Source organism: Sphingomonas sanguinis, assembly GCF_019297835.1.
GTDB lineage: Bacteria > Pseudomonadota > Alphaproteobacteria > Sphingomonadales > Sphingomonadaceae > Sphingomonas > Sphingomonas sanguinis_D.
In genome coordinates this window covers 788,960-815,448 of record NZ_CP079203.1, presented here as the reverse complement: position 1 = coordinate 815,448, position 26,489 = coordinate 788,960, and the positions used below count along the sequence as shown (strand labels likewise).

General features: G+C 65.5%; 23 protein-coding genes. 10 read left to right on the top strand and 13 right to left on the bottom strand.

Annotated elements, in window-relative coordinates; translation table 11 throughout:
* Positions 1 to 13: 13 nt before the first annotated feature.
* From edd to KV697_RS03450, 6 genes are all read right to left on the bottom strand, one after another.
* Complete coding sequence (edd, locus tag KV697_RS03475) at positions 14 to 1,831, bottom strand: phosphogluconate dehydratase (RefSeq protein ID WP_219020120.1); 1,818 nt, start codon at positions 1,829 to 1,831, stop codon at positions 14 to 16.
* Entirely contained in the window at positions 1,828 to 2,538 is a 711-nt protein-coding gene (gene pgl, locus KV697_RS03470) for a 6-phosphogluconolactonase (protein ID WP_058716759.1), read from the bottom strand. The genes edd and pgl overlap by 4 nt, the downstream gene beginning before the upstream one ends.
* Before the next feature lie 97 nt (positions 2,539 to 2,635).
* Positions 2,636 to 4,099 carry a glucose-6-phosphate dehydrogenase gene (gene zwf, locus KV697_RS03465; RefSeq protein ID WP_219020119.1) on the bottom strand — a complete coding sequence of 488 codons (1,464 nt, stop codon included), beginning with the start codon at positions 4,097 to 4,099 and terminating at the stop codon, positions 2,636 to 2,638.
* 9 nt (positions 4,100 to 4,108) lie between these two features.
* Positions 4,109 to 5,035, bottom strand: a complete 927-nt coding sequence (gene argC, locus KV697_RS03460) for an N-acetyl-gamma-glutamyl-phosphate reductase (protein ID WP_219020118.1) — start codon at positions 5,033 to 5,035, stop codon at positions 4,109 to 4,111.
* The gene (locus KV697_RS20265; protein WP_306822681.1) at positions 5,032 to 5,223 is read right to left on the bottom strand and encodes an SH3 domain-containing protein; all 192 of its coding nucleotides are present in this window, start codon (positions 5,221 to 5,223) and stop codon (positions 5,032 to 5,034) included. The genes argC and KV697_RS20265 overlap by 4 nt, the downstream gene beginning before the upstream one ends.
* Before the next feature lie 118 nt (positions 5,224 to 5,341).
* Positions 5,342 to 5,662: a MarR family transcriptional regulator gene (locus tag KV697_RS03450; protein WP_058732142.1), complete on the bottom strand. Its 321-nt coding sequence runs from the start codon at positions 5,660 to 5,662 to the stop codon at positions 5,342 to 5,344.
* A gap of 287 nt (positions 5,663 to 5,949) precedes the next feature.
* Between KV697_RS03450 and secG the strand changes: the two genes are divergently transcribed.
* On the top strand, positions 5,950 to 6,315 hold the full coding sequence (gene secG, locus KV697_RS03445; protein ID WP_042482793.1) for a preprotein translocase subunit SecG: 366 nt from the start codon (positions 5,950 to 5,952) through the stop codon (positions 6,313 to 6,315).
* Positions 6,316 to 6,421: 106 nt separating this feature from the next.
* Positions 6,422 to 8,071, top strand: a complete 1,650-nt coding sequence (locus KV697_RS03440; protein ID WP_219020117.1) for a CTP synthase — start codon at positions 6,422 to 6,424, stop codon at positions 8,069 to 8,071.
* Between the two features lie 238 nt (positions 8,072 to 8,309).
* Here the strand turns inward: KV697_RS03440 and KV697_RS03435 are convergent, their stop codons facing one another.
* Positions 8,310 to 8,786 (bottom strand): Hsp20 family protein, encoded by a 477-nt coding sequence (locus KV697_RS03435; RefSeq protein ID WP_219020116.1) that lies wholly within the window; start codon positions 8,784 to 8,786, stop codon positions 8,310 to 8,312.
* Positions 8,787 to 9,031: 245 nt separating this feature from the next.
* On the opposite strand from KV697_RS03435, the gene KV697_RS03430 reads away from it, so the two are divergent.
* The 5 genes from KV697_RS03430 (at position 9,032) to KV697_RS03410 (ending at position 15,056) form a co-directional block, all read left to right on the top strand.
* Entirely contained in the window at positions 9,032 to 11,473 is a 2,442-nt protein-coding gene (locus KV697_RS03430) for a TonB-dependent receptor (protein WP_219020115.1), read from the top strand.
* A gap of 551 nt (positions 11,474 to 12,024) precedes the next feature.
* Positions 12,025 to 13,275 (top strand): lipoprotein-releasing ABC transporter permease subunit, encoded by a 1,251-nt coding sequence (locus KV697_RS03425; protein ID WP_219020114.1) that lies wholly within the window; start codon positions 12,025 to 12,027, stop codon positions 13,273 to 13,275.
* Entirely contained in the window at positions 13,268 to 13,987 is a 720-nt protein-coding gene (locus KV697_RS03420; protein WP_374011385.1) for an ABC transporter ATP-binding protein, read from the top strand. The genes KV697_RS03425 and KV697_RS03420 overlap by 8 nt, the downstream gene beginning before the upstream one ends.
* Entirely contained in the window at positions 13,984 to 14,577 is a 594-nt protein-coding gene (locus KV697_RS03415) for a GNAT family N-acetyltransferase (RefSeq protein WP_219020113.1), read from the top strand. Before KV697_RS03420 ends, KV697_RS03415 begins: the two co-directional genes overlap by 4 nt.
* Complete coding sequence (locus KV697_RS03410; RefSeq protein ID WP_219020112.1) at positions 14,574 to 15,056, top strand: glutathione peroxidase; 483 nt, start codon at positions 14,574 to 14,576, stop codon at positions 15,054 to 15,056. Before KV697_RS03415 ends, KV697_RS03410 begins: the two co-directional genes overlap by 4 nt.
* 168 nt (positions 15,057 to 15,224) lie before the next feature.
* On the opposite strand, the gene KV697_RS03405 is transcribed toward KV697_RS03410, so the two are convergent.
* On the bottom strand, positions 15,225 to 15,791 hold the full coding sequence (locus tag KV697_RS03405; RefSeq protein WP_219020111.1) for an HdeD family acid-resistance protein: 567 nt from the start codon (positions 15,789 to 15,791) through the stop codon (positions 15,225 to 15,227).
* A 114-nt stretch (positions 15,792 to 15,905) separates the two neighbouring features.
* On the opposite strand from KV697_RS03405, the gene dnaE reads away from it, so the two are divergent.
* Positions 15,906 to 19,397, top strand: coding sequence for a DNA polymerase III subunit alpha (dnaE, locus tag KV697_RS03400; protein WP_219020110.1), 3,492 nt, complete (start codon positions 15,906 to 15,908; stop codon positions 19,395 to 19,397).
* Positions 19,398 to 19,586: 189 nt separating this feature from the next.
* Here dnaE and KV697_RS20055 read toward each other — a convergent pair whose 3' ends face one another.
* Entirely contained in the window at positions 19,587 to 19,721 is a 135-nt protein-coding gene (locus KV697_RS20055) for a hypothetical protein (protein ID WP_257575586.1), read from the bottom strand.
* A gap of 48 nt (positions 19,722 to 19,769) precedes the next feature.
* On the bottom strand, positions 19,770 to 20,837 hold the full coding sequence (locus tag KV697_RS03395; protein WP_219020109.1) for a PA0069 family radical SAM protein: 1,068 nt from the start codon (positions 20,835 to 20,837) through the stop codon (positions 19,770 to 19,772).
* 102 nt (positions 20,838 to 20,939) lie between these two features.
* Between KV697_RS03395 and KV697_RS03390 the strand changes: the two genes are divergently transcribed.
* Complete coding sequence (locus KV697_RS03390; protein WP_056437508.1) at positions 20,940 to 21,272, top strand: VOC family protein; 333 nt, start codon at positions 20,940 to 20,942, stop codon at positions 21,270 to 21,272.
* On the opposite strand, the gene moaB is transcribed toward KV697_RS03390, so the two are convergent.
* From moaB to KV697_RS03375, 3 genes are all read right to left on the bottom strand, one after another.
* Entirely contained in the window at positions 21,273 to 21,800 is a 528-nt protein-coding gene (moaB, locus tag KV697_RS03385; RefSeq protein ID WP_219020108.1) for a molybdenum cofactor biosynthesis protein B, read from the bottom strand.
* A gap of 247 nt (positions 21,801 to 22,047) precedes the next feature.
* Positions 22,048 to 23,913: a lytic transglycosylase domain-containing protein gene (locus KV697_RS03380; RefSeq protein ID WP_219020107.1), complete on the bottom strand. Its 1,866-nt coding sequence runs from the start codon at positions 23,911 to 23,913 to the stop codon at positions 22,048 to 22,050.
* Positions 23,910 to 24,668 (bottom strand): uracil-DNA glycosylase, encoded by a 759-nt coding sequence (locus KV697_RS03375; protein ID WP_219020106.1) that lies wholly within the window; start codon positions 24,666 to 24,668, stop codon positions 23,910 to 23,912. Before KV697_RS03375 ends, KV697_RS03380 begins: the two co-directional genes overlap by 4 nt.
* A gap of 143 nt (positions 24,669 to 24,811) precedes the next feature.
* On the opposite strand from KV697_RS03375, the gene KV697_RS03370 reads away from it, so the two are divergent.
* Positions 24,812 to 26,467: an electron transfer flavoprotein-ubiquinone oxidoreductase gene (locus tag KV697_RS03370; RefSeq protein ID WP_219020105.1), complete on the top strand. Its 1,656-nt coding sequence runs from the start codon at positions 24,812 to 24,814 to the stop codon at positions 26,465 to 26,467.
* Positions 26,468 to 26,489: the final 22 nt, after the last annotated feature.

Sequence of the window (26,489 nt, the reverse complement as noted above, 5' to 3'; positions counted from 1 at the left end):
CCCCTTTATTCTTTTACAGACCGGCGCCTGCGAGAATGGGCGATGCGCCCTTCTCGGCTTCGTCGGCGGCCTGGCGGAACAGCGCGAACAACTCGCGGCCCATGCCCTGCGCGGGGGCGGGCGTCGCCGCCTGCTCGCGCGCGGCCCATTCCACCGGATCGACCAGCGCGTTCAGCTTGCCCTCGACTGCGTCCAGACGGACGATGTCGCCGTCGCGGATCAGACCGATCGCGCCGCCGCCGATCGCCTCGGGGCTGAGATGGATGGCGCAGGGCACCTTGCCGCTGGCGCCCGACATGCGGCCATCGGTGACGAGTGCCACCTTGAAGCCCCGGTTCTGGAGCACGCCCAGCGGCGGGGTCAGCTTGTGCAGTTCGGGCATGCCGTTGGCCTTGGGCCCCTGGAAGCGGACCACGACCACCACGTCGCGCTCCAACTCGCCTGCCTTGAACGCGGCTTGGACTTCGGACTGGTCGGAAAAGACGCGGGCCGGCGCCTCGATGATCCAGCGTTCGCGTTCGACCGCCGACACCTTGATGCAGGCGCGACCGAGATTGCCCGACAGGATGCGCATCCCGCCATCGGCCGAGAAGGGCGCGGCGGCCGGGCGCAGGATCGTCTCGTCGCCGCTGTCGCCGACCGGGGTCCAGGCGAGCTTGTCGTCCGCGATCACCGCCGTCTGGCCGTAATCGGACAGGTCCTTGCCCGCGACCGTCATGATGTCACGGTGGAGCAGCCCGGCCGAGAGCAACTCGCGGATGACATAGGGCATGCCGCCCGCCGCCTCGAACCCGTTCACATCGGCCGAACCGTTGGGATAGACGCGCGCGATCAGCGGTACGGCGGCCGACAGGCGATCCATATCCTCCCAGTCGATGATGATCCCCGCCGCGCGCGCGATGGCGGGCAGGTGGATCAGATGGTTAGTCGAGCCGCCGGTCGCGAGCAGGCCGACCGCCGCGTTGACGATCGCCTTTTCATCGACGCAACGCCCCAGCGGGCGATAATCGTCGCCGCGCTGGCCGATCGCGGCCAGCCGGTGAACGGCGGCGCGGCTAAGTTCCTGGCGTAGCTTGGTGCCCGGATTGACGAAGGCGGCACCCGGCATGTGCAGGCCCATCACCTCCATCATCATCTGGTTGGTGTTGGCGGTGCCGTAAAAGGTGCAGGTGCCCTTCGAATGATAGGCCGCGATCTCGGCGTCGAGAAGTTCGTCGCGGCCCGCCTTGCCCTCGGCAAAGGCTTCGCGGACGGCGGCCTTCTGCTTGTTGGGCAGGCCGGTGGGCATCGGGCCGCCGGGGACCAGGATCATCGGCAGATGGCCAAAGCGCAGCGCGCCCATCAACAGGCCGGGCACGATCTTGTCGCAGATACCGAGCAGCGCGGCCCCCTCGAAGGTGCCGTGGCTCAGCGCGACCGCCGTCGACAGCGCGATGGTGTCACGGCTGAACAGCGACAGCTCCATGCCCGCATAGCCCTGCGTCACGCCGTCGCACATGGCGGGCACGCCACCCGCCACCTGCGCCGTCGCGCCGACCTCGCGCGCCCAGACCTTCATCAGTTCGGGATAGCGATAATAGACGGCATGGGCCGACAACATGTCGTTATAGGCCGACACGATGCCGATATTCATGCCGCGATCCGCCTTCATGGCGTCGCGATCTTCCTCGGTCCCGGCATAGGCGTGGGCGAGGTTGGCGCAGCCCAGATTGGGGCGGCGTACCGCCGTCTCGGCCTCGTGTGCGATCAGGTCGAGATAGGCCTGGCGGCCCGGACGCGAGCGTTCGATGACCCGGTCGGTGACGGCAGAGACGGCGGCGTTGAGGCTCATTGCTCGCTCCAGTGGATGTCGATCGGCAGCTCGACCTCGGCCAGCACGCGGCCGACCGGATAGGGCGAGGATGCGCCTTCCTTGATCGCGTCTTCGAGCACCTTCTTCTTGGCAGGGCCCGAGATGGCGAACATGATCGAGCGGGCCGAGACGATGCCCGCCCGGCTGAGCGTCACGCGGGCGACAGGCGCCTCGGGCGGCAGGGGATCGGGCATCAGGCCCAGCGCGCGGCGCTCCTTCGGGCCGTTGAGCGCTTCGTCATAGTCTGGGCCGGGGAAGATCGAGGCGGTGTGCCCGTCCGCGCCCATGCCCAGCAGCACCAAGTCGAGCGGCCAGTGCAATTCCTGCATCAGCGCATCGGCCGAGCGCCCTGCGGCTTTATAGTCCGAGGTCGCCTGCGGCACGATCGGCATGACGCGCGCGCCCTTGGGCAGGAAGATCTTGCCGATCATCGTCACGTTGGACAGCGGATCGCCCAGCGGCACGATACGCTCGTCGGCGGGGACGATGGTCACGCGCTTCCAGTCGAGCTTGGCCTGGGCCAGCTTTTCATAGACCGGGATCGGCGTCTTGCCACCCGACAACGCGATCACCGCCGCGCCGCGTGCTTCGATCGCGCTTTCGATGATGAACTGGATGTCGCCCGCCAGCGCGTTCGCCATTTCGGTGGTGTCTTCGTAATCCCACCATTCGATTTCGTCGGTCATGTCATCCTGTCCTAGATATTCGGGGCGCAAGGTAGGACCCGCCGCGCGGGCGGGCCATATCGCGCCAAAGTCTTCGCCCTCCCGATCGGGGCGGCGGTCAGTCGTCCTGCCAGTGTACCCCGTCGCGCTCGGTCAGCGCGATCGCGGAGGACGGGCCCCAGCTGCCGCTCGGATAGGTCTTGGGCTTGACGTCATTGGCGTCCCAACCGGCGCGGATCGCGTCGATCCAGGTCCACTGCGCCTCCACCTCGTCGCGACGGACGAACAGCGTCTGGTCGCCCTCAATCAGGTCGAGCAGCAGCCGCTCATAGGCGATGCGGCGGCGGGTCCCTGCGAACTCGGCGTCGAGCGACAGGTTCAGCGGGACCTCGCGCAGGCGGATGCCGTCGCGGTCGAGGCCCGGCTCCTTCGCCATCACCAGCAGCTGGATATATTCCTCAGGCTGCAGGCGGATGACCAGCGTGTTGGGCTGGAGCAGGCCACCGCGCCCGGCGAACATCGAGTGCGGCACCGGCTTGAACTGGATAGCAATCTCGGAACGGCGCGCGGCCATGCGCTTGCCGGTGCGCAGATAGAAGGGCACGCCCTGCCAGCGCCAATTGTCGACATGCGCCTTGATCGCGACGAAGGTTTCGGTCTTGGACGGCTTGCCCAACTCGTCCGCATAGGAACCGACGATCTTCCCGCCGACCGCGCCGTCCGAATACTGTCCGGTGACGGTGTTGTTCGGCACTTCCTCGGGCGTCATCAGACGCAGCGAGCGGAAGACCTTGGCCTTTTCGTCGCGGATCGAATTGCCGTCATAACGGGCGGGCGGCTCCATCGCGACGAGCGCGAGCAGTTGCAGGATATGGTTCTGCACCATGTCGCGCAGCGCGCCTGCGCCTTCATAATAGCCCGCGCGATCCTCCAGCCCGACCGTCTCGGCGATGGTGATCTGCACATTGTCGATGCCGTGCGCGTTCCAGATCGGCTCGAAGAAGAAATTGCCGAAGCGCAGCGCCAGGATGTTCTGGACGGTCTCCTTGCCCAGATAATGGTCGATGCGGAAGGTCCGCTCCTCGGGGAAGCCGAAGGCGACCGCGTCGTTGATCTCCTTGGACGAGGCGAGGTCGTAGCCGAGCGGCTTTTCCAGGCCGATCCGCACCGTCTCGCCTGCAAGGCCGACCGATTCGAGGCCCTTGATGGTCGACTCGAACAGGCTGGGCGCGGTCGACAGATAAATGGCGAGGCCGTTCGACACGTCGCCGACCTTCTCCGCCAGCGCCGGGAAGCCGTCCATCGAGGAGGCGTCGAGCGACTGATACTGCACCCGCTCCAGGAAGCTGGCGATCTTGTCGGTATCCTTGCGGTCGTCGGGCAGGAAGGTGTCGAGCGCCTTGGCGGCGAACTCGCGGAAGCTGGCATCGTCATGATCTGACCGCGCCGTGCCGGTGATGGTCAGCCCATCGGGCAGCAGCCCGTCCGAATGGAGGTTGAACAGCGAGGGCAGCAGCATCCGCTGCGCCAGATCGCCGGTCGCGCCGAACAGCAGCAGCTTGCCAACGGGATTGCGCGTCATGACGTCTCCTTAGAGCACGAGGCCAGCGGTCGGATCGAGCCCGGCCATGATGTTCAGGTTCTGGACCGCCGCACCCCCGGCACCCTTGCCCAGATTGTCGAGCGTGGCGATCAGTCGCGCTTGTCCCGTGGCCGCATTGCCGCAGACGCGCAAGGTCATCCGGTCGGTTCCGGCATTTTCCTCGATATTCACCGCCGCTACGGCATCCGCCGAAAAACGTACGATGCGGCTGTCGGCATAGGCCTCGGCCAGCGCCTGCGTCACGCGGTCGAGCGAGGGCGCGCCCGGCAGGGCGTAGAGGGCCAGGGGCACCTCGACGACCATGCCGCGATAGGTGTCGACCACGGACGGCGCGAAGATCGGCGCGTGGGTCAGGCCCGAATGACGCTGCATCTCCGGCGCGTGCTTGTGGGCGAGGCTTAGGCCATAGGGGCGAAAGGCGCGCTCGGTGGCGGTCTCATATTCGGCGATCATCGCCTTGCCGCCGCCCGAATAGCCCGAGGCGGCGTTGACCGTCACCGGGAAGTCGGCGGGAACGATCCCGGCGCGCACCAGCGGGCGGACGAGAGCGAGGAAGCCGGTCGGATAGCAGCCGGGATTGGACACGAACCGCGCCGAGGCGATCCTGTCCCGCTGCTCCGGCTCCAGCTCGGCGAAACCATAGACCCAGCCCGAGGCGGTCCGGTGCGCGGTCGAGGCATCGACCACGCGGGTCCGATCATTGGCGATCAGCGACACGGCCTCGCGCGCGGCATCGTCAGGCAAGCAGAGGATGACGAAATCGGCCTCGTTGATCGCCTCGCGGCGCGCCTCGGCATCCTTGCGGCGGTCATCGGGCAGGGTCAGGATCGACAGGTCCGGGCGACCCGCCAGCCGATCGGCGATTTCCAGCCCCGTCGTGCCCGCGCCGCCATCGATGAAGACCGTCTTCGTCACTGCACCCGCTCCAACAGCCCAGCATCGCAATAGCCGACCAGCCCGAGATGGGCAGCGATACCCCACGCGTTGCCGCCCGCCAGCTCCAGCACCTCGAACGTTTCGCCCGACCGCAGCTCGGCCAGGACGGCACTGTTCAGGGCGCGCCCCTCGCGAAGCGTCACCGGCGCGTTGGTCCTGTAGGGCAAAGGCGCGGCATAATGCGGCGCGAATACGTATTCAGCAAGCCGGACATCGGCTAGATCGGGTCGGACCGCATGGGTGCGCGGGTCAAGGTCGACGGTACGCCCCTGCAGGGCGAAGCTCTTACGCGCTGGCCCGCTGGAGAGCTGGGGCGTCGCCGGCGCCGATGAAATGTCCGAATTCTTCAAGAAAGTCCGCCCCTTCAGGTGTCCTGGCGACAAAGATGTTACGCTTGTCGCTATCATCGCGTTGGCGGCGCAGATAGCCCAGCGTTCCCAGTCTATTCAAGGCGCGGGTAACGACAGGTTTCGAGACGTTCAAGGCGCGCGCCAAACCGCGCACCGTATGCGGGCCGGGACGCAGATATACGACGAGCAGCAAAGCCATTTGTCGGTTGGTCAGATCGGGTTCCCCCGACCGGACATAATCGACAAGGGCGCTCATCCAGGCGAACAGCGACTGCGGGTCGTGCGGATTGGACACGATGGCGATTCCAATGGCTGTGCCGGGCTTTGCCGGGCGTTGTTTCGAAGTCATAACGCCCTTTATCCGTGGTGGTTTCACTCCTGTTCCGATGAGGTGAACAACTTGCGTCAGTGATTTTCCGGAACCTTTTCAGGGGATGGATGGCAGGGCCTGGAGGCGCTGGCTCGCCATGAGGTTGATCCTGCCACGCACGTCGCCTATGTGCGCGGTTTCGCACACCCCTTGTTCGGGATCATACGCGCCTCATGTTCGCATTTCTGCTCGTCATCCACGCCATCATCGCCGCGACCCTGGTCACGGTGATCCTCATGCAGCGGTCGGAAGGCGGCGGTCTGGGCATGGGGGGCAGCCCGTCGGGGCTGATGTCGGCGCGCGGCGCGGCGGACTTCCTCAGCCGCGCGACGGCGGTGCTGGCGACGGCGTTCGTCGGCTTCTCGATCCTGCTGGCGGTTCTGGCCGCGACGCGCGGCGCGCCCGCCATCGATACCTCGCTGGCCCGCACGCCCGCGACTCAGGCTCCGATCACCCAGCCCGCGCCCGCCCCGGTCCCGACCGGTGCGGCTCCCGCCCAGGCACCGGCGGACAATTCGGCGGTTCCGCTCGCCCGCTAAACCTCGTTTCCATCGCAGCATAGGCCAACGCGCCGCCGATAAATTCCGGCGGCGCGCATCTTTGCTGTTGTCGTATCCACCCCATCCAAGCTAGGCGATTCTTCCCATGGCGCGGTATATCTTCATCACCGGCGGCGTGGTTTCGTCGCTCGGCAAAGGCCTCATGGCGGCCTCTCTTGCGGCTCTCTTGCAGGCGCGCGGCTATAGCGTGCGCATCCGCAAGTTCGATCCCTATCTCAACGTCGATCCGGGCACGATGAGCCCGTATCAGCACGGCGAAGTCTATGTGACCGACGACGGGGCCGAGACCGATCTCGACCTGGGTCACTATGAACGGTTCACCGGCGTATCCTCGCGCCAGTCGGACAACGTCACCTCGGGCCGTATCTACAAGACGATCATCGAGCGCGAGCGGCGCGGCGACTATCTGGGCGCGACCGTCCAGGTGATCCCGCACGTCACCGACGCGATCAAGGCGTTCGCCAAGGCCGACACGCTCGACGAGAACGGCAAGGAAATCGACTTCATCCTGTGCGAGATCGGCGGGACGGTCGGCGACATCGAATCGCTGCCCTTCATCGAGGCGATCCGCCAGCTCAAGAACGAACTGGGTCGCGGCAAATCGATCAGCATCCACGTCACGCTGGTCCCGTACATCGCGGCGGCGGGCGAGTTGAAGACCAAGCCGACCCAGCATTCGGTGCGCGAGATCGCGGCACTGGGCGTGGCACCCGACGTTCTGGTCTGTCGCTGCGAGCATCCGCTGCCCGCCTCGGACCGCGCCAAGATCGGCCTGTTCTGCAACGTGCCGCCCTCGGCCGTCATCCCGGCGCTGGACGCCAAGAGCATCTATGCGGTGCCGCTCCAGTATCATGCCGAGGGTCTCGATTCGGAAGTGTTGCGCGCATTCGGCATCGAGCCTGAAGGCGCGCCCGACTTGTCGCGTTGGACCGAGATCGTCGACCGTCTGGTCAATCCGGAAGGCGAAGTGACGATCGGCGTGGTCGGCAAATATGTCGGCCTGCAGGACGCCTACAAGTCGCTCAACGAAGCGCTCGTGCATGGCGGCATCGCCAACAAGGTGAAGGTCCATATCCGCTGGATCGACGCCGAACTGTTCGAGGGCGACGAGAGCGAGATCGCGCAGCAGCTGGAACCCTGCCACGCCATTCTCGTCCCCGGCGCATTCGGCGAGCGCGGTGCGCAGGGCAAGATCGAGGCGGTCCGCTTCGCCCGCGAACGTCGCGTGCCCTATTTCGGCATCTGCTTCGGCATGCAGATGGCCTGCGTCGAAGGCGCGCGTAACCTGGCAGGCATCGCGGACGCCTCCTCGACCGAGTTCGGTCCGACCTCCGAGCCGATCGTCGGCCTCATCACCGAGTGGATGGGCCGCGACGGTCTGGAGAAGCGCGAGGCGAGCGGCGACATGGGCGGCACGATGCGGCTGGGGGCCTATGACGCCAAGCTGGCGGGCAACAGCGTCGTCGCGTCCATCTATGGCGGCGAAGACATCTCCGAGCGGCACCGTCACCGTTACGAGGTGAATACCGGGTATAAGGAAGCGCTGGAAAAGGGCGGCCTGGTGTTCAGCGGCATGTCGCCCGACGGCACGCTGCCCGAAATCGTCGAGCGGCCGGACCATCCCTGGTTCGTCGGCGTGCAGTTCCACCCCGAACTGAAGTCCAAGCCCTTCGACCCACACCCGCTCTTCGCCAGCTTCATCGAAGCGGCGGTGAAGCAGAGCCGGTTGGTGTGATTGAAACCCCGCCCCCAGTCGATGGAGGCGGGGTTTTCTTTTTGGGTGATCCCGGCCTCCGTTCAGCCTGAGCGCAGTCGAAGGCCAGGGGAAAACCTGTCCATTTGGCGGGCGGCAAAGCGTAGGCTTCGACTTCGCTCAGCCTGAACGGACCTTGGGATGGGCAGACAAAAGGCGCCCGGACCCGTCGGTCCGGACGCCCCGCGACGTCTTCAGGGAGAGAAAGACGTCGAGTGGTTTACGCCGCCTTGACCTCGTTAGCCTGATCGGCGTGATGTTCCACCGCGGCGAGCGGCTGGCCCGTCTTGATCGCGATCGTCTTGGGCTTCATCGCCTCGGGCACCTCGCGGACGAGGTCGATGACGAGCAGGCCATCGTTCAGGCGCGCATCCTCGACGAACACGAAGTCCGCCAGTTCGAAGCGCCGCTCGAACGAGCGATTGGCGATACCGACATGCAGGAAGTTGGGCGAACCCGCCTTGTCATCCTTCTTGCCGGTGACGAGCAGCATGTTCTGCTGCGCGGTGATCTCGATCTCGTCGCGGCTGAAGCCCGCCACCGCCAAGGTGATGCGGTAACGGTCGTCGGCCAGACGCTCGAGATTGAAAGGAGGATAATTCTCCGCCGAATTGGCCCGCGAATTGGCCTCCAGCAGATCGAACAGCCGGTCGAAGCCGATGGTCGAGCGGCGGTACGGGGTCAGATCGATACGCATGTCAAAACCTCCATCAGAAGCGAATTGAAACGGGATTGGCCGATTCACCCCGGCGCGGGGCGGTTCGACCCATCCGTGCGGCCCGATATCGGCACCGCACGCGAACCCATATGGTTCGTAAGAAAATCGCTTCAAGGGCGTTTGAGGATCGAAAAGCAAATCTTCGCTCAACCCAAGCCATGGCAGGCTTGAATGCCTACTAAAACGATGTGTGAATAGGAGATGAAATCAAAAGGGGAGCTTCCATGTCCTTGACCCTGGCCTTGATCCTGGCGGCGCAGACGACCGTCGCTGCCAATCCGCAAGCCGATCCGAATGCCGAACAGCAGACCCACCAGACCCGTCGCGACGAAGGACGGCTAGGCACGGCGCAGCAGGGCGGGGGTGATGTCGTCGTCACTGCGCGCCGCCGGGCCGAGACGATCCAGTCGGTGCCCATCGCCATGTCGGTGATCGGCGGCACTGCGTTGGCCGAGACTGGGACGTACAATGTCAATCGCCTGACCCAGATCCAGCCGACGCTGCAATTCTACTCGACCAACCCGCGCAATTCCGCCGCCAATATCCGCGGGCTAGGCGCGCCGTTCGGGCTGACCAATGACGGGATCGAGCAGGGCGTCGGCATTTATGTCGATCAGGTCTATTACAGCCGCATCGCCTCGGCGACGTTCGACTTCACCGACACCGAGCGGATCGAGGTGCTGCGGGGCCCGCAGGGCACGCTCTATGGCAAGAACACCACGGCGGGCGCGATCAACATCATCACCCGTCCGCCGAGCTTCACGCCCGAGGCGCGGGTCGAATTAAGCGCGGGCAATTACGACTTCTTTCAGGGCAAGGCGTCGGTGTCCGGCCCGCTGGTCGACGACAAGGTGGCGGTCCGCCTGTCGACCTCGATCACCACGCGGCGCGGCACCATCTACAATACGCGTCAGCAGGAATGGCAGAACAGCCAGGACAATCTGTCGCTGCGCAGCCAGTTTCTCTGGCACGCGACACCGACGCTCGACCTGACCCTGTCGGGCGATTATGCGCGGCAGAACCCCAATTGCTGCGTCCAATATTATGCGCGGGTGGGGGCGACGCAGCGCCCGCTCAACCGGCAATATGCCGCACTGGCGGCGGCGCAGGGCTATAGCGTGCCCTCGACCAACGCCTTCGACAGGCTGACCGATGTGGATACCGATCTGCGTGCCAAGCAGGAGCTGGGCGGGCTGTCGCTGGTCGCGAACTGGGACGTAGGGGAGGCGACGCTGACCAGCGTGTCGGCCTGGCGCTTCTGGCATTGGGACCCGTCGAACGACCGCGACTTCATTGGCTTGCCGATCACCACCGTCTCGGCCAATCCGTCGCAGCAGAGCCAGGTGACGCAGGAGTTCCGTATCGCCTCCAACGGCAAGCGGACGCTCGATTATGTGCTGGGCGCCTTTTATTTCTGGCAGTCGATCGACACGCAGGGGCTTCAGGTCCAGGGACCGGCGGCGAGCGCCTTCCTGCTCAACCCGACCAGTACGGGCGGTCGCAATCCGGCGACGCTGAACGGCCAGACCTCGCGCAATACGATCGGCTTTACCAACACCTCGGCGGCGCTGTTTGGCAAGCTCACTTGGCATGTCGACGACCGTCTGTCGGTTTCGCCGGGGCTGCGGCTCAACTACGACCGCAAGGACGGTTCCTATGTTTCGGTCGTGACCAACGGGGCGGGCTCCACGACGCTGACCAGCGATCAGCGCGGGGTTCTCGCGCCGCAGAATTATACGCCGTCCTTCACCAACTGGAACCTGTCGGGCGACCTGACCGTCGCCTATGAGTTCAACCCCAACGTCCATTATTATGCGACCTATGCGCGCAGCTATAAGTCGGGCGGCATCAACCTGTCCGGACTGCCGCTCGATGCACAGAACAACCCGATCCTGGCGACGCAGACGGTGCGGCCCGAAAAGGTCAATCATTTCGAGCTGGGACTGAAGACCCAGTTCGCCGACCGCCGCGCGACCGTGAACATCGCGGGCTTCTGGACCGAGATCGGTAATTATCAGGCGACGGTGAACAACCTTCAGGTCAACGTCCTGCGCGGCTATCTGGCCAATGCGGGCCGCGTGCGGACGCGCGGCGTGGAGATCGACTCGGCCTTCCGCCCGACCAGCCGGTTCAACGTCTATGCCAATGCGGCCTTTACAGACGCGCGCTATACCCGCTTCACCAACGCGCCTTGCCCGCCCGAGCTGTCGGGCGGAACCGCACTGCCGGTGGTCAACGGCCAGATCGTCGGCACGCCCGCCGCGGCGGGGACACCGGGCGCTTCGCTGCCCTACTGCAACATCTCGGGCCAGTGGCTGCTGGGCGTGTCGCGCTGGGCCTTCTCCTACGGAGCGGAGTATGATTTGCCCGCGACCGTGGCGGGGACCGAGGGGCAATTCTATCTGGGTTATGACGGCAGCTACCGTTCCAAATTCTCGTCCAACCCGTCGCGCTCGGCCTATACCGACATCAACGGGTACAGCCTGTCGAACGTGCGTGCGGGTTTCAAGGCGCCGGGCAGCTGGAACGCCTTTGTCTGGGTGCGCAACCTGTTCGATCACGACTATTACGAGTTGCTCGCGACCCAGTCGGGGTCGACCGGGCTGATCGTCGGTCAGCCGGGCGATCCGCGCACCTACGGGTTCACGATTTCCAAGTCGTTCTAATCCATTCCTCCCCAAGCACGCTTGGGGAGGAATGAACTGGACGAATCACAGGATTCGTCCACATTCGGTTCATCTTGATCTGGTATAGCAGCAGTCCCGTGAACGGGCGCCGGGCCGGCATCTGGAAACGGAGTTTGGAAGCTCCCCGTTTCTCAGCCGGTTCCGGCGGCTTTTCGGGTGGAGCGATGCGCGACAAGGCCCAGAATGACAAACGCCCGGACCGTTTCCGATCCGGGCGCCTGCGTGACGATCGCTCGTCAGCCCCCTTTTCCCGCTCCCGCATCAACCTCGTTGGGTGAGCGTTGGAGCAATCCCCGAACCACGGCCGTTGCTGCCTGTGTCTCAGTAAGATTGTGGTACGTTACGGCAGGGCCGCTTGTCATCCCTCTTGCGGCATTCGCGCTACGATTGACTCGGATGTGTGGCGTGCGCGCAACAATGGGCAGGGTGGGCCGTTTCGCTACCCGAACCGGGCGCGGCATTGCCAGCACCGGAAGCCGCCCGTACAGCCCTTGGGCTAGTCAGTTTCTCCATGGATCGATCGGACATCAATGATCCTGTCACGCTATGAACGGATGATCGCCCGGCGCTATCTGCTGCCGGGCAAAGGAGAGGCCTTCATCTTCTTGGTCGCCTCGATCAGCCTCGTCGCGGTCATGCTGGGCGTCGCCGCTTTGGTCATCGTCATGAGCGTGATGAACGGCTTTCGCGCCGAGCTGTTCGACAAGATCGTGGGTCTCAACGGCCATGCGGTGGTGCAGGGGGTGGGCGGGCGCCTGCCCGACTGGCGCGACATCGTACGCGAGGCCAAGGCGACGCCGGGCGTGACCAGCGCGGTTCCGATGATCGAACAGCCTTTGATGTCCAGCTATAACGGCCGGGTCGAGGCGGTGCTGGTGCGCGGCATGCGCGTGCAGGACATACGGGGCAACTCGGCGATCCGCTCCAAGATCATCATGGGTAATCTGAACAGCATCACGCCGGGGAGCGGCCGCATCGCGATCGGCAGCCGCCTGGCCGAGGCGCTGGGCGCGCAGGTCGGCTCGGAGATTTCGCTCATCAGCCCGCAAGGGCAGACCACGCCGTTCGGCACGGTGCCGCGCATCGTCAGCTATACGGTCGGCGCCATCTTCGAGATCGGCGTGTACGACTATGACAAGGCCTATGTCATCATGCCGATCGAGGATGCGCAGACGCTGCTCCTGATGGGCGATACGGTCGGCATGGTCGAGATCCAAACGGTCGATGCCGACCGGGTCGGCCAGATCCTCGCCCCGCTGGCGGACAAGCTGGGCGGCCGTGCGGTCATCGCCGACTGGCGGACGATGAACGCGCAGCTGTTCGAGGCGCTGGCGGTCGAGCGGGTCGCGATGTTCACCGTGCTGTCGATCATCATCCTGGTCGCGGTGTTCAACATCCTGTCCTCGCTGATCATGCTGGTCCGCGCCAAGACGCGCGACATCGCGATCCTGCGGACGATGGGTGCGACGCGGGGTGGCCTGATGCGCATCTTCATGACGGTGGGCACCACCATCGGCGCGCTGGGGACCGTCGCCGGGCTGGGACTGGGCGCGGTGTTCCTGTTCTATCGCCAGGGCGTGGTGAACTTCGTCCAGTTCGTGACGGGGCAGAATCTCTGGGACCCGTCGATCCGCTACCTCACTGAACTGCCGTCCAAGACCGATCCGGTCGAGATCGTCGTGATCGCGTCGATGGCGCTCGTCTTCTCTTTCCTCGCCACGCTCTACCCCGCCTGGAAGGCGGCGAGCACGGACCCGGTTCAGGTGCTGCGCTATGAATGATCCGATCATCCGTATGGGAACGATGGCCCAGCCCCACGCCGCCGAGCCGGTGCTCGCGACCCGAGGATTGTCGCGCAGCTTCACGCAGGGCGGCCAGACGATCGAGGTACTGCGCGGCGTCGACCTGGCCATCGCGCCGGGCGAGATCGTGGCGCTGCTCGGGCCGTCGGGTTCGGGCAAGTCGACCCTGCTTCAGGCGGTTGGCCTGTTGGAGGGCGGCTTCTCCGGTTCGATCCGGATCGCGGGCGAGGAGGTGTCGAAGCTCGACTCGCACGGGCGGACCATCGCGCGGCGCGACCATCTGGGCTTCGTCTATCAGTTCCACCATTTGCTGCCCGATTTCAACGCGATCGAGAATGTCGTCCTGCCGCAACTCGTGCAGGGCAAACTGCCCGCCGAGGCCGAGGCGCGCGCCAAGGGACTGCTGACCGCGCTGGGACTGGGCCACCGGCTGACCCACCGGCCGAGCCAGCTGTCGGGCGGCGAGCAGCAGCGTGTCGCCGTCGCCCGCGCGCTCGCCAACCAGCCGCCTCTGGTGCTGGCCGACGAGCCGACTGGCAATCTGGACGAGCATACCTCCGAAATCGTGCTCGCCGAGTTCCTGCGGCTGGTGCGCGGCGAGGGCTCGGCGGCGCTGGTCGCGACGCATAACGAGCGGCTGGCGCTCAAGATGGACCGGGTGGTTCGCCTGCACGAAGGCCGCCTGCAATGAGCGTCTGGACCGAGACGCCGACGCTGACCGGCCGACATGCGACGTTGCGCCCCTTTGTCGAGGCGGACCTGCCTGCGCTGGTCGAAGCGGCGCGCGAGGGCGATCTCTGGAACATATTCTACGCCAATGTTTCGATGATGAAGGCTCCCGAGCGCTGGCTGGCGGCGGCGTTGAAGGAGCGAGATGTGGGCCGCGCGCTGCTCTTCACGGTCGAGACGCCGGATGGTGAGGTGGTCGGCACGACGCGCTACATGCGTATCGCGCCGCAGCATCGGCGGCTGGAGATCGGCGGCACCTTCTACGCCACCCGGGTCCAGCGGACCGGCGTCAATACCGAGGCGAAGCGGATGCTGCTGGCCCATGCCTTCGAGGTGATGGAGTGCCAGGCGATCCAGATCCGCACCGATGCGCTCAACAAGCGCAGCCAGACGGCAATCGAGCGGCTTGGCGCGAAGAAGGACGGTGTGCTGCGTGGGCATCAGGTGATGGCCGACGGGCGCATCCGCGACAGCGTGGTCTATTCGATCATCGACCGCGAATGGCCGGGCGTCCGCGCCAATCTCGACTATCTGCTGGGGAAGCACGCATGAGCGGTATCGCGGATTTCACCGTCAAGGCGGCGGATGGCTCGCCGGTCGACTTGGCGGCTTTTTCGGGACGCGTGCTGCTGATCGTCAACACCGCGTCCAAATGCGGCTTCACCCCGCAATATGAGGGGCTGGAGGCGCTGTACCGCCGTTTTGAAGGGCAGGGGCTGACCGTGCTGGGCTTTCCGTGCAACCAGTTCGGCGCGCAGGAGCCGGGCGATGCGGCGGAGATCGCGAACTTTTGTTCGCTGACCTATGATGTCAGCTTCCCCGTCATGGCAAAGATCGACGTCAATGGCGAAGACGCCGATCCGCTGTTCCAGTGGCTCAAGTCGGAAGCGCCGGGCGTGCTGGGGACGAAGGCTATCAAGTGGAACTTCACCAAGTTTCTGGTCGGTCGGAATGGGCAGGTGGTCGGTCGCTATGCGCCGACGACCAAGCCCGAGGATATAGTGAAGGATATCGAGGGGTTGCTTCGATAGGTCGAAGCATGCGCTTCGGCCTTACTCGGTATGAACGGAGCGAGGTATCAGGCCTAACCTCCGTTCAGCCTGAGCGAAGTCGAAGGCCAAGGGCAGCGGTGCCCTATTGGCGGATGTCGGGGCGTGGGCTTCGACTACGCTCAGCCTGAACGGGACTTTGCTCCCTTCTCAAACCGAAAACGCACTCGCCCCCTTCTTGTGGTCCAGCGCCGAGGCGATGGCGGTGATCCCGCCGAACAGGAAGCTCAGTCCCAGGATGAAGCCCGGCAGCGTCATCGCGCTCCACGGCAGGGTCGCGAGCACGAACAGCGCCAGAATGATGTTCAGCACACCCAGCGCGATCATCAGTCCGCGCCGCCGCCGCATCCGCGCACCCAGCCCGATCTCCAGCGCGCCGCGAAGCCCCAGCCACACCGCGACCAGCAGCGTGATCGAAATGGCCCCCGTCGCAGGCTCGAACGCCATGACGAGGCCGATAATGAGCGACACCAGCCCGAACCCGATCGCATAGCCACGGCCTTCATGCCCCTTGCCGAAAATGCCTGCGCCGATCGAGACGATGCCCGACGCGATGAAGAAGGCCCCGATCACCAGGGTCGCGGCCAAGGTGGCGGGTACGGGAAACAGGAAGGCCGCCAGCCCCAGCAGCGCCGACAAAATGCCATAGGCGAGGATCCATCCCCAGCCCGCGCCGGGACGGAGAGAGGTGGCAAAGGAACGGTCGGTGTCGGTCATCGTCGTTCGCCCTGATCTCGATTGGTCCTTCTGTTGGCGTAACGACTAGCTTTTGACCGGGTTCCGAGGCGGGCTTCCGCACTGGTCGAATCACGCACGGTCGGGTAGGGATGGGTGATGCATTCCGGATATGTGCCGCTTCGCATCTTTTCCTCCTTCACGATGCTCGACGGCGCGATCGATCCCAAGGCGATTGCGGCGCAGGCCAAGGCGAATGCCTTTCCCGCCGCCGGGTTGACCGATCGCAACGGTCTTTATGCTGCGATGGCCTTTTCGGACGCCGCGAAGAAGGCGGGCGTGCAGCCGGTCATCGGCACGATGCTGGGCATCGCGCGTCCCGACATGCCTGATAATGTCGGCGCGGTGGTCGACTGGATCGCGCTCTATGCGCAGGACGTGACCGGTTATGACAATCTGTGCGCGCTGGTGTCGGCGGCGCATCTGGATCGCCCGATCGAACTCGCCGCGCATGTCGGCTTCGACACGCTGGAGACGTTCAGCAAGGGCCTGATCGCGCTGACCGCCGGTGGCGAGGGCGGCATCGCCCGCCTGTTCGCCGAGGGGCAGCCGGATCGGGCAAAGGCCTATGCCGACCGGCTTCAGGCGATTTTCGGCGACCGGCTCTATGTCGAACTCGCCCGTCGCGACGATCCCATCGAGATGGCGGCCGAACAGGACCTGATCGACCTGGCCTATGATCGCGACCTGCCCCTGGTCGCGACCAACCCCTGCTGTTTCACCGATAGCGGTTTCCGCGACGCGCATGACGCCATGCTGTGCATCGCCAATTCGACCTATGTAGAAATGGACGATCGCCCCAAAAGCTGTCCCGAGGCATGGCTCAAGCCCGCCGAGATGATGAAGCAGCTGTTCGCCGATCTGCCCGAAGCGATCGAGAACACGTTGGTCGTCGCCCAGCGCTGCGCGGTGATGGCGCCGTGGCGCAAGCCCATCCTCCCCAGTCTTGCGGGCGACCGCGAGGGCGAGGCGGCAATGCTCCGCCGCGACGCGACCGCAGGGCTGAACGCCCGGCTCGACCGCATCGCCGAGCTGGAAGGGGAGGGCGAACCCGGCTGGCGCGAGGCCTATCACGAACGCCTGACGTTCGAGGTCGACATCATCATCCAGATGGGCTTCCCCGGCTACTTCCTGATCGTCGCCGACTTCATCAAATGGGCCAAGGATCACGACATTCCCGTCGGTCCGGGGCGTGGTTCGGGTGCAGGCTCGGTCGTCGCCTGGGCGCTGACCATTACCGATCTCGATCCCCTGAAGCTGGGCCTGCTGTTCGAGCGCTTCCTCAATCCGGAACGCGTGTCGATGCCCGACTTCGACATCGACTTTTGCGAAACCCGGCGTGGCGAGGTCATCCGCTACGTCCAGGAGAAGTACGGCCGCGATCAGGTCGCGCAGATCATCACCTTCGGTAAGCTGAAGGCGCGCGCCGTGCTCAAGGACACCGGCCGCGTGCTCCAGATGAGCTATGGCCAGGTCGACCGCCTTGCCAAGCTGGTGCCCAACCACCCGACCGACCCCTGGGACCTGAAGCGTGCGCTGAACGGCGTGCCGGAGTTGGCAAAGGAGTACGCCAACGACAACCAGGTCCGCCGCCTGCTCGACCTCGCCACCAAGCTGGAGGGCCTGCCGCGCCACAGCTCGACCCACGCCGCCGGTGTGGTGATCGGCGACCGGCCGCTGGCGCAGCTGGTGCCGCTCTATCGCGATCCGCGCTCGGACATGCCGGTCACGCAGTTCGACATGAAGTTCGTCGAAGGCGCGGGGCTGGTGAAGTTCGACTTCCTTGGCCTGAAGACGCTGTCCGTCCTGCAAAAGGCGGTGCAGCTGCTCGCTAAGCGCGGGGTCGAGGTCGATCTGGGCGCGCTCGCCTGGGACGATGAAGCGACCTATGCGCTGCTCCAGAAGGGTGACACGGTCGGCGTGTTCCAGCTGGAATCCGAAGGCATGCGGCGCACCCTATCGGCCGTGCGGCCGTCGAACTTCGGCGACATCATCGCGCTCGTGTCGCTGTACCGACCGGGTCCGATGGACAATATCCCCAGCTTCGGCCGCCGCAAGCAGGGCACCGAGGAGATCATCTACCCGCATCCCCTGCTCGAACAGATCCTGTCCGAAACCTACGGCATCTTTGTCTATCAGGAACAGGTGATGCAGGCCGCCCAGATATTGGCGGGCTATTCGCTGGGCGGCGCCGATCTTCTTCGCCGCGCGATGGGCAAGAAGGTCAAGGCGGAGATGGACGCGCAGCGCGCCATCTTCGTGAAGGGATGCCAGGAGGTGAACGGCATCCCCGCGCAAAAGGCTAATGAGCTATTCGACTTGATCGACAAGTTCGCAGGCTATGGCTTCAACAAGAGCCACGCGGCCGCCTATGCGCTGCTCGCCTATCAGACCGCATGGCTGAAGGCGCATCACCCGCATGAATTCTACGCCGCGTCGATGTGCTACGACATGGCGCTGACCGACAAGCTGGCCATCTTCGTCGACGACGCGCGGCGTCTGAGCGTGACGATGCTGCCGCCCTGCATCAACGCCAGCCAGGCCGAATTCGATGTCGAGGCGCATGAGGATGGCCTGGCTGTCCGCTACGCGCTGGGCGCGCTGAAGTCGGTGGGCGAAGGCGCGATGGAGAAGCTGGTCGTCGAGCGACAGGCGGGCGGTGCCTTCGCCTCGCTCGATGCGCTGGCCAAGCGGGTTGATCCGCGATTAATGAACAAGCGGCAGTTGGAGACGCTGGCCTCGGCGGGCGCTTTCGACGGCATCGAGCCCAACCGGGCGGGTGTCCATGCGGTGGCCGAAACCGTGCTCGCCATCGCCGCGCGCACCCATGAGGGGCGGACGAGCGGGCAGGGCGGCCTGTTCGGCGAGACCGAGGTGGCGGGCGACGCGATCAAGATGCCGACCGGCACCCGCTGGACCCTGTCGCAGCGAATGGAGCAGGAGAAGGAGGCGTTCGGCTTCTATTTCTCGGCGCACCCGGTCGATCGCCACGCGCATATCGCTAAGATGCACGGCGCGCGCACCTATACCTCGCTGACCGAGCTGATCATCCCCGATGACGGGGCGCGGATTGGCGCGACCATGGCGGCGCTGGTCGAGGATGCGCGCTGGCGGACCTCGGCACGCGGCAAGCGCTACATGATGGCGCAGCTATCGGATGCGACCGGGCAGTTTCTGGCAACCTGTTTCGACGATTCGGTGGCGGCCGATCTGGAAAAGGCGGCCAAGGAGGGGCATTGCGCGCTCATCACCGTCGAGCTGGATCGCCGACCGGGCGAGGAAGCGCCGCGCGTCAGCATCAAGCGCGTCCAGCTGTTCGACGGCCTGGCCAGCACCGCCAAGTTCGTGGTGGAAGTGACGGTGACCGACAAGGTGGCGTTCAAGGCGTTGCATGCGATGCTGGACCCGCTGCGCAACGGCCGGGGCGAAGTACGCGCGCGGATCGAGGGGCAGGACGGCGAGACCTTGCTGACGCTCGGCCGTAACTTCCTGTTCGACGCCGAACTGGCCAGCCATATCGAGGATCTGCCCGGCGTGAAGGCGGTAGCGATGAAGTCGTCCGAGGCGCGGTTGGCCTTGGTGGGGTAAAGAGGCGGAGGTTCCGCAAGCCCGTTACAGCAAAACCTTGACTCCATTCCTGCGAAGGCCGGGATGGAGTTGGGGCAGGTGTCGCCAAACAATTCCAGCCGCGTCGCAACTGGACCCCGGCCTTCGCCGGGGTGGTATGGATGGGGGAGCCGACTTTTGCGATTACGCGATCCGTGTGCGGCGATAATGTCAGCCGCCGACTTCGCGGCGATCCTGTTCCTCTTCGCCGGCCTCACCGTGGTTGCCGTAGCCGCCGCCGGAGGTGTCGGCCTCGTCCTCATTGGGCAGGTTTTCCGAGTTGGTCTGTTCGGGATCGGTCATCATGGCATCTCTCCTTCCATCGCATAACGCCTTGGATAGGCTGGGCGATCCTCAGAATAGCTCACCCTGCGGGCCTCTGGGCGGACGGAACAGGCTTGTATCGAGCCGGGGCCGATCCAAGTTCAGCCCATGCAGCCGACAGGCGCGGTGAAAGCGGACCCGAAGCAACTCCGCCCATGGCCCTTGCCCCTTCATGCGGGTGAAGAAATCGGGATCATTGTCCCGCCCGCCCCGCAAGGACCGGATGATCGCCATCACCTTGCCCGCCCGCTCGGGATAGTGGGTGTCGAGCCAGGCGCGGAACAGCGGGGCGACCTCGTGCGGCAGGCGTATGGGGATGAAGAAGGCGTGCCGGGCACCCGCCTGCGCCGCGCGGGCGACCAGATGTTCGATCTCATGATCGGTGATCGCGGGAATGACGGGCGCGATCGAGACATAGGTGGGGATACCCGCCGCCGCCAGCGTCGCCACGGCCGCCAGCCGCCGCTCGGGCGTGGGCGCACGCGGTTCCATCGTCCGCGCGACCTTGGCGTCGAGCGAGGTGACCGAGACGCAGACGGTTGCCAACCCCTTCGCCGCCATCTGCCCCAGGATATCGATATCGCGCACTACCCGGTCCGATTTGGTCGTGATCGCCACCGGATGATCCGTCTCCGCAAGTACCTCCAAGATCGAGCGGGTGATCCGCCACTCACCCTCAATCGGCTGATAGGGGTCGGTGTTGGTGCCCAGCGCGATTGGCGCGACCCGATAGCCGGGCTTGGCCAACTCGGCGCGAAGCAAGGCGGCGGCATCGGGCTTGGCAAATAACCGGCTCTCGAAATCCAGTCCCGGCGACAGGTCGTGATAGGCATGGGTCGGCCGGGCAAAGCAGTAGATACAGCCATGCTCACACCCGGCGTAAGCGTTGATCGACTGGCTGAACGGCACGTCGGGCGAGGTGTTGCGGGTCAGGATCGTTCGTGGCGTCAAGACGGCCACGCTGGTTCGCAGCGGCGGCGGCGCGCCGTCGACCAGCGACTGGGCGTCGAGCCAGTCGCCGTCCATCTCGCGCTCCGGCAGGGCGAAGCGTCGGCTCGTCGCGTTATGGGTGGCTCCTCGGGACGCGATCTTCGACATGGCTGGAATGGAACATAAATGGAACAAATAGGCAAGCAGAGGACGCTTGCTACGCCGCAGCCATTCGATCATTATCGGAACGTATTAAGAACGGAGGGTCGAATGGCGCGTCTGGAATATCTCGAATTGCCGGTCGGCGATCGGGCGGCGGCGAAGCATTTTTATGCAGAGGCGTTTGGCTGGACCTTCACCGACTTCGGGCCGGATTATGCCGCGACGATGAGCGGTGATACTGATGTCGGACTCGATGCCGCATCGGACAAGGTGAAGGCCCCGCTGCCGGTCATCCGTGTCGACGATCTTGAGGCGACGCTTTCCGCCGTGGAGGCGGCGGGCGGGTCGATCGTGGTGCCGATTTTTGCTTTTCCCGGTGGGCGGCGCTTTCACTTCCGCGATGTCGACGGGCATGAACTGGCGGCGATGCAGGCGGACTGATCAGCGCTCCAGCAGGCGGGGCATCAGCTCGACGAAGTTGCAGGGGCGGTGGCGGTTGTCGAGCTGGTCGCGCAAGATGCCGTTCCAGGCGTCCTTGACCGCGCCGGTCGAGCCCGGCAGCGCGAAGATATAGGTGCCGCGTGCGACGCAGGCGCAGGCGCGCGACTGGATGGTCGAGGTGCCGATCGTCTGGAAGCTCAGCCAGCGGAACAGTTCGCCAAAGCCGGGGATCATCTTGGTCGCGACCCGCTCGACCGCCTCGGGGGTGACGTCGCGACCGGTCACGCCGGTGCCGCCGGTGGTCAGAATGCAGTCGATGCTGGCGTCGTCGATCCAGCGGTTGAGTTGGGCGACGATCTCGTCCGCGTCGTCGCGCAGGATGGTGCGGTCGGCCAGTTCATGACCCGCCTCGGTGAGCAGGCCGACCAGCGTGTCGCCGGACCGGTCCTCGGCCAGCGAGCGCGTGTCGGAGACGGTCAGCACGGCGATGCGGACGGGAGTGAAGCTGCGGGTCGTGTCGATGGGCATGGTTGGTGGAACGTCCGATCGCGGGTTTCGGGGGCGGCTTGGCCGGTGGTGGGGCGTGGCCTTCGACTTCGCTCAGGCGGAACGGGGCAGGGAGTTGTTATGCGGCCGGGCGCGTCTCGCATTCAACTGCCGCTGGGGCGTGCGCTTCGACTTCGCTCAGCGTGAACGGAGGTTGCGGTACGGCCAAATCTCCATCCGCCGTTCAGCCTGAGCGAAGTCGAAGGCCAAGGGAATGCCCTGGCTTCGATCAGTTCGCCTGAGGCATCGTCGTATTCGACTGCGGGCTGACCGTCGCATTCAGAGCGATGGTGGTCTTGGGCGTCACGCTCACCTGTGCGACGTTCGGCCGTTGCAGGCGGATCGCGGAAGCACCCGGCAGGCCCGGGAAGCGCGGCCACAGCCCTTGCGCCAATGCCGCGCGGCTGGGCGACTTCGGCTTGCCGGTCTGGCTCTCGTACATCCAATAGTTGCGCAGGACCATGGTGACGTAACCGCGCGTCTCCCAATAGGGAATGCTTTCGATATAGAGCAGCGGATCGCCATTGTCGCGGACCAGGCTGTTCCATTCGCCGACCGGCTTCGGCCCGGCATTATAGGCCGCGATCACCTTGGGCAGCAGGCCGCCGGTCACGCCGGTCATGTCGCGCAGGCGCTCCAGATGGCGCTGGCCGATGTCCATATTGGTCGACGGCTTGGTCAGCGCGCTGCGATCGATCGACACGCCACGCTCGCGCGCGAAATCGGTCGCGGCGGCGGGCATGATCTGCATCAGGCCATAGGCGCCCGCCGGGCTGACCACCTTGTTGCGGAAGCCGCTTTCCTGAAGCGTATGGGCATAGACCAGTGCCTTTTCGACGCGCCAGCCGCTGTCGGGCGCCCAGTTTGGCGTCGGATAGCGTGCCTCGGCGGTGGCGGTCACGCCTGCCGGGCAATTGTGCGCCAGCCAGACCGTGGTCGCGGGCAGGTCCAGCGATTCGGCGAGGCGGACGAGGCTACGGAACTCGGTCGGCTGGCCGATCCGCGCCTGTTGGCGGATGACCTGATCGGCGAGGTCGGTCTCGCCGACTTCGACCAGCGCGGCGGCGACCAGGATATTGGGGCGGCGATCCAGCGCGGCCCAATCGGTGGCGACCAGCTGTCCCTTGGGCTCGCGATCGCCGCGCATCCCCAGCGCCTGGCGGGCGAGCTGGCCATAAAAGCTCTCGCGGAATTGCGAGGCGGAGCGCAGGCGGCCCTCGATCTTGTCGGGACGGCCGCAGACCATGTCGGCGCGCGCGGCCCAATAGAGCGCGGCGGCGCGCAGATCGACATCGGTGGCGCGCGCCGCCGTGCCCTCGAAAGCGGTCGCGGCGGCCTGGCAGTCATTCTGTCGCCATGCGGACAGGGCGACGGTCCAACGACCTTGTACGGCCCAGTCGCCCGATCCTTCGGCGGCCTGCGCCGCCAGCATGCGGGCATTGGCGTCGTCGCCGCTGAGGAAATAGATCCAGGCGACCTTCTGCTGCCACTCGGTCAGCGCCTCGGGCGACAGACCTTGCGTCGATTCGAGCAGCGCGCGCGCGGAGGGGCCGTCATCCGCTTTGACGAAGGGCTGCATCTTGGCGGCCAGATCGGCGGCGATCTGGTCGCTGCGCACACTCTTGGCGCGGGTGCGGCGGGGGGCGCCATCCTGCCAGATCAGCGTGTGCGCCTCGGGCAGCGGCGGCAGGTCATGCGCGCCGCGCGAGCGGGCGAGGCGGGCCAGCTGCTCGGCCTGGGGCAATTCGGGCGCTTCGTTCAGCAGGGCGACCAGCCGCTCGACCTCCACCTTGGGCGAACCCTTGGCGGTGTAGAGTTCGGCGCGCGCGATGGCGTGGAGCGGACCGGGCTTGAGCGCGTCGAGTTCGAGTTGCGCGTCGGTCCAACGGCTATCCCGGATCGCCGCGAAGACGCGCATATAGCCCGCTTTCTGATCGGCATCGAGCAGTGCGGGGATGGCGGGTGGAGCCTTGAGCGCGGCGGGGCTGCGGACGTCGGCGTTTGGGACGGGCTCGGCGGCAAGGGCTGCACCGCTAACGACCGTCAACAAAGCCCCGATGGTAGTGCCCTTCGCGATCGTCCGGCCCAGCTTCATGCGCGCAAATCCCCCATGACCCTTTGCAAGTCTTTCCAGCTTTCCGCCTTCGCCATCGGCTTCTCGATCAGGAAGCGCGGGTGGAACGTGGCGACGACGTTCGTTTTTCCGCTTTTATGGTCAATGACATGTGAATGTCCGCGCGCGTCGGTCAATTCGGTCCCGAGCACGGCACGGCTCGCCGCATTGCCGAGCAGCAACAGGCCGCGCGGGGCGACCAGACCCACATGGTGCAGCGCGATCTCGGCCAGCCGCGTCTCCACCCCGGCGGGCGTTCTTCCCGCGATCGGCCGCCGCGCGCAGACCGAGGCGACATGGACGGTCTCGCGCGACAGGCCCATGGCGGCCAGCATCCGGTCGAACAGCCGCCCCGGCGCACCCGACAGAATCTGACCGGCATCGCCGTCATCGCGGTCGGGACAGTCGACCAGCACCATCAGCGCGGCATCGGCGGGCCCGGTCGCGGTGAGCGAAATGCCGTCCCATGTTGCCTCCGGCGCGGCATCGGACAGCCGCCAGGCCAGGAACGCCTCCAGCGTGTCGGGCAGCGATGTTGCCGGAGCCGGGATGGGCAGGGCGGCGGCGGGCGCCTGGCCAGGCATGACGAGCGGCGCGCGCACCGGCTCCGGCGCCATCCAGTCGCGGGGGTCGTCCTCGACCAGCACGTCGACGCCCGCATCATGCCACCAGTCCAGGGCACTGGCGGCCAGGGCACCGTTGAGCGGTACTGTGTCGAACGTTGAGAGAGCCCCCATATGGGGTAAGCCCATGCTGCAAGGTTGACGTGCGCGTCAATCTGTCGGATCGACGGTCGGGACAAGATGTTTCCCGTCCGCGCCCGGACGAACCCGCCAGGCGGGACGCTACGGCAGCGGCGCGGTCAAAAAGCGAGGGTGCCATGAGCGAACGCGAATCGATGCCTTATGACGTGGTGATCGTCGGCGCGGGTCCGGCGGGCCTGTCGGCGGCGATCCGCCTGAAACAGCTTGCGGTCGAGCAGGGCGGCGAACTGGCCGTCTGTGTCCTCGAAAAGGGATCGGAGGTCGGCGCGCATATCCTGTCGGGCGCGGTGATCGATCCGATCGCGCTCGATGAGTTGCTGCCCGACTGGCGCGAGGATGGCTGTCCGCTGGCCGAGGTGCCGGTGACGGAGAATCTCCACTGGATTCTGAGCGCCACCAAGCAGCGCAATCTGCCGCACGCTCTGACCCCGCCCTTCATGCACAACAAGGGCACCTATACCGGAAGCCTCGGCAATCTGTGTCGCTGGCTGGCGGGAAAGGCCGAGGAGCTGGGCGTCGAAATTTTCCCCGGCTTCGCCGCCGCCGAGATCCTGTTTCATGAGGATGGTCGGGTAAAGGGCGTCGCGACCGGCGACATGGGCGTAGCGCGCGACGGCACGCACAAGCCCGATTACCAGCCGGGCCTGGAGCTGCACGCCAAATACACCTTCTTCGCCGAAGGTGTTCGCGGGCATCTGTCCAAGGAAATCATCCGCCAGTTCGATCTGGCCCGCGACAGCGATCCGCAGGTCTATGGTCTCGGCATCAAGGAGCTGTGGGACATCGATCCCGCCAAGCATGTGCCGGGCCGCGTGATCCATACCCAGGGCTGGCCGCTGGGGCATGACGCCAATGGCGGCGGCTTCATCTATCACCAGGCGGGGGGCCAAGTCGCGCTCGGCTTCGTGACGTGGCTCAACTACACCAACCCCTATATCTCCCCGTTCCAGGAGATGCAGAAGTGGAAGACCCACCCGGTCATCGCCGAGTTGCTCAAGGGCGGCAAGCGCGTCTCCTATGGCGCACGCGCGATCAATGACGGCGGGCTTCAGGCGATCCCGAAGCTCACCTTCCCGGGCGGCGTGCTGGTCGGCTGTTCAGCTGGCTTCCTGAATGTGCCGCGAATCAAGGGCACGCACGGCGCAATGAAGTCAGCAATGCTGGCGGCCGAGGCGGCCTTCGCCGCCGTGCAGGCCGGGCGGGAGGGTGACGAACTGACCGATTATCCGGAGGCGTTCCGTGCGTCCTGGCTTCACAAGGAGCTGTCGACCGTCCGCAACGTCGTGCCGCTGGTCAAGAAATATGGCGACACGCTGGGCTCGGGTCTGGCGGGCGCGACCATGTGGGCCGAGCATTTCGGCCTGAAGATGCCCTTCACCATGAAGCACAAGCCCGATCACGAAAGCCTGTGGCGCAAGGATCAGGTGAAGAAGCCGGACTATCCCAAGCCCGACGGCGTGCTGACCTTCGACCGCCTGTCCTCGGTGTTCCTGTCGAACACCAATCACGAGGAGGACCAGCCGGTCCATCTGACGCTGAAGAACGCGGATGTGCCGATCGCGCACAACCTGCCCTTGTTCGACGAGCCCGCGCAACGCTACTGTCCCGCCGGTGTTTACGAGGTGGTGGGCGTGGAAGAGGGCGATCCGAAATTCGTGATCAACGCCCAGAACTGCGTCCACTGCAAGACGTGCGACATCAAGGACCCGACCCAGAACATCAACTGGGTGGTGCCGGAAGGTGGCGGAGGACCCAATTATCCCAATATGTAAGCGTCCGTTTTCCCGTGCCCTG

What these genes read in the sequence shown, in the direction of transcription:
- edd (WP_219020120.1), bottom strand. Translation starts at nt 1,831, where the DNA reads ATGAGCCTCAACGCCGCCGTCTCTGCCGTCACCGACCGGGTCATCGAA.
- pgl (WP_058716759.1), bottom strand. Translation starts at nt 2,538, where the DNA reads ATGACCGACGAAATCGAATGGTGGGATTACGAAGACACCACCGAAATG.
- zwf (WP_219020119.1), bottom strand. Translation starts at nt 4,099, where the DNA reads ATGACGCGCAATCCCGTTGGCAAGCTGCTGCTGTTCGGCGCGACCGGC.
- KV697_RS03450 (WP_058732142.1), bottom strand. Translation starts at nt 5,662, where the DNA reads ATGAGCGCCCTTGTCGATTATGTCCGGTCGGGGGAACCCGATCTGACC.
- secG (WP_042482793.1), top strand. Translation starts at nt 5,950, where the DNA reads ATGTTCGCATTTCTGCTCGTCATCCACGCCATCATCGCCGCGACCCTG.
- KV697_RS03440 (WP_219020117.1), top strand. Translation starts at nt 6,422, where the DNA reads ATGGCGCGGTATATCTTCATCACCGGCGGCGTGGTTTCGTCGCTCGGC.
- KV697_RS03435 (WP_219020116.1), bottom strand. Translation starts at nt 8,786, where the DNA reads ATGCGTATCGATCTGACCCCGTACCGCCGCTCGACCATCGGCTTCGAC.
- KV697_RS03430 (WP_219020115.1), top strand. Translation starts at nt 9,032, where the DNA reads ATGTCCTTGACCCTGGCCTTGATCCTGGCGGCGCAGACGACCGTCGCT.
- KV697_RS03425 (WP_219020114.1), top strand. Translation starts at nt 12,025, where the DNA reads ATGATCCTGTCACGCTATGAACGGATGATCGCCCGGCGCTATCTGCTG.
- KV697_RS03420 (WP_374011385.1), top strand. Translation starts at nt 13,268, where the DNA reads ATGAATGATCCGATCATCCGTATGGGAACGATGGCCCAGCCCCACGCC.
- KV697_RS03415 (WP_219020113.1), top strand. Translation starts at nt 13,984, where the DNA reads ATGAGCGTCTGGACCGAGACGCCGACGCTGACCGGCCGACATGCGACG.
- KV697_RS03410 (WP_219020112.1), top strand. Translation starts at nt 14,574, where the DNA reads ATGAGCGGTATCGCGGATTTCACCGTCAAGGCGGCGGATGGCTCGCCG.
- KV697_RS03405 (WP_219020111.1), bottom strand. Translation starts at nt 15,791, where the DNA reads ATGACCGACACCGACCGTTCCTTTGCCACCTCTCTCCGTCCCGGCGCG.
- KV697_RS20055 (WP_257575586.1), bottom strand. Translation starts at nt 19,721, where the DNA reads ATGATGACCGATCCCGAACAGACCAACTCGGAAAACCTGCCCAATGAG.
- KV697_RS03395 (WP_219020109.1), bottom strand. Translation starts at nt 20,837, where the DNA reads ATGTCGAAGATCGCGTCCCGAGGAGCCACCCATAACGCGACGAGCCGA.
- KV697_RS03390 (WP_056437508.1), top strand. Translation starts at nt 20,940, where the DNA reads ATGGCGCGTCTGGAATATCTCGAATTGCCGGTCGGCGATCGGGCGGCG.
- moaB (WP_219020108.1), bottom strand. Translation starts at nt 21,800, where the DNA reads ATGCCCATCGACACGACCCGCAGCTTCACTCCCGTCCGCATCGCCGTG.
- KV697_RS03380 (WP_219020107.1), bottom strand. Translation starts at nt 23,913, where the DNA reads ATGAAGCTGGGCCGGACGATCGCGAAGGGCACTACCATCGGGGCTTTG.
- KV697_RS03375 (WP_219020106.1), bottom strand. Translation starts at nt 24,668, where the DNA reads ATGGGGGCTCTCTCAACGTTCGACACAGTACCGCTCAACGGTGCCCTG.
- KV697_RS03370 (WP_219020105.1), top strand. Translation starts at nt 24,812, where the DNA reads ATGAGCGAACGCGAATCGATGCCTTATGACGTGGTGATCGTCGGCGCG.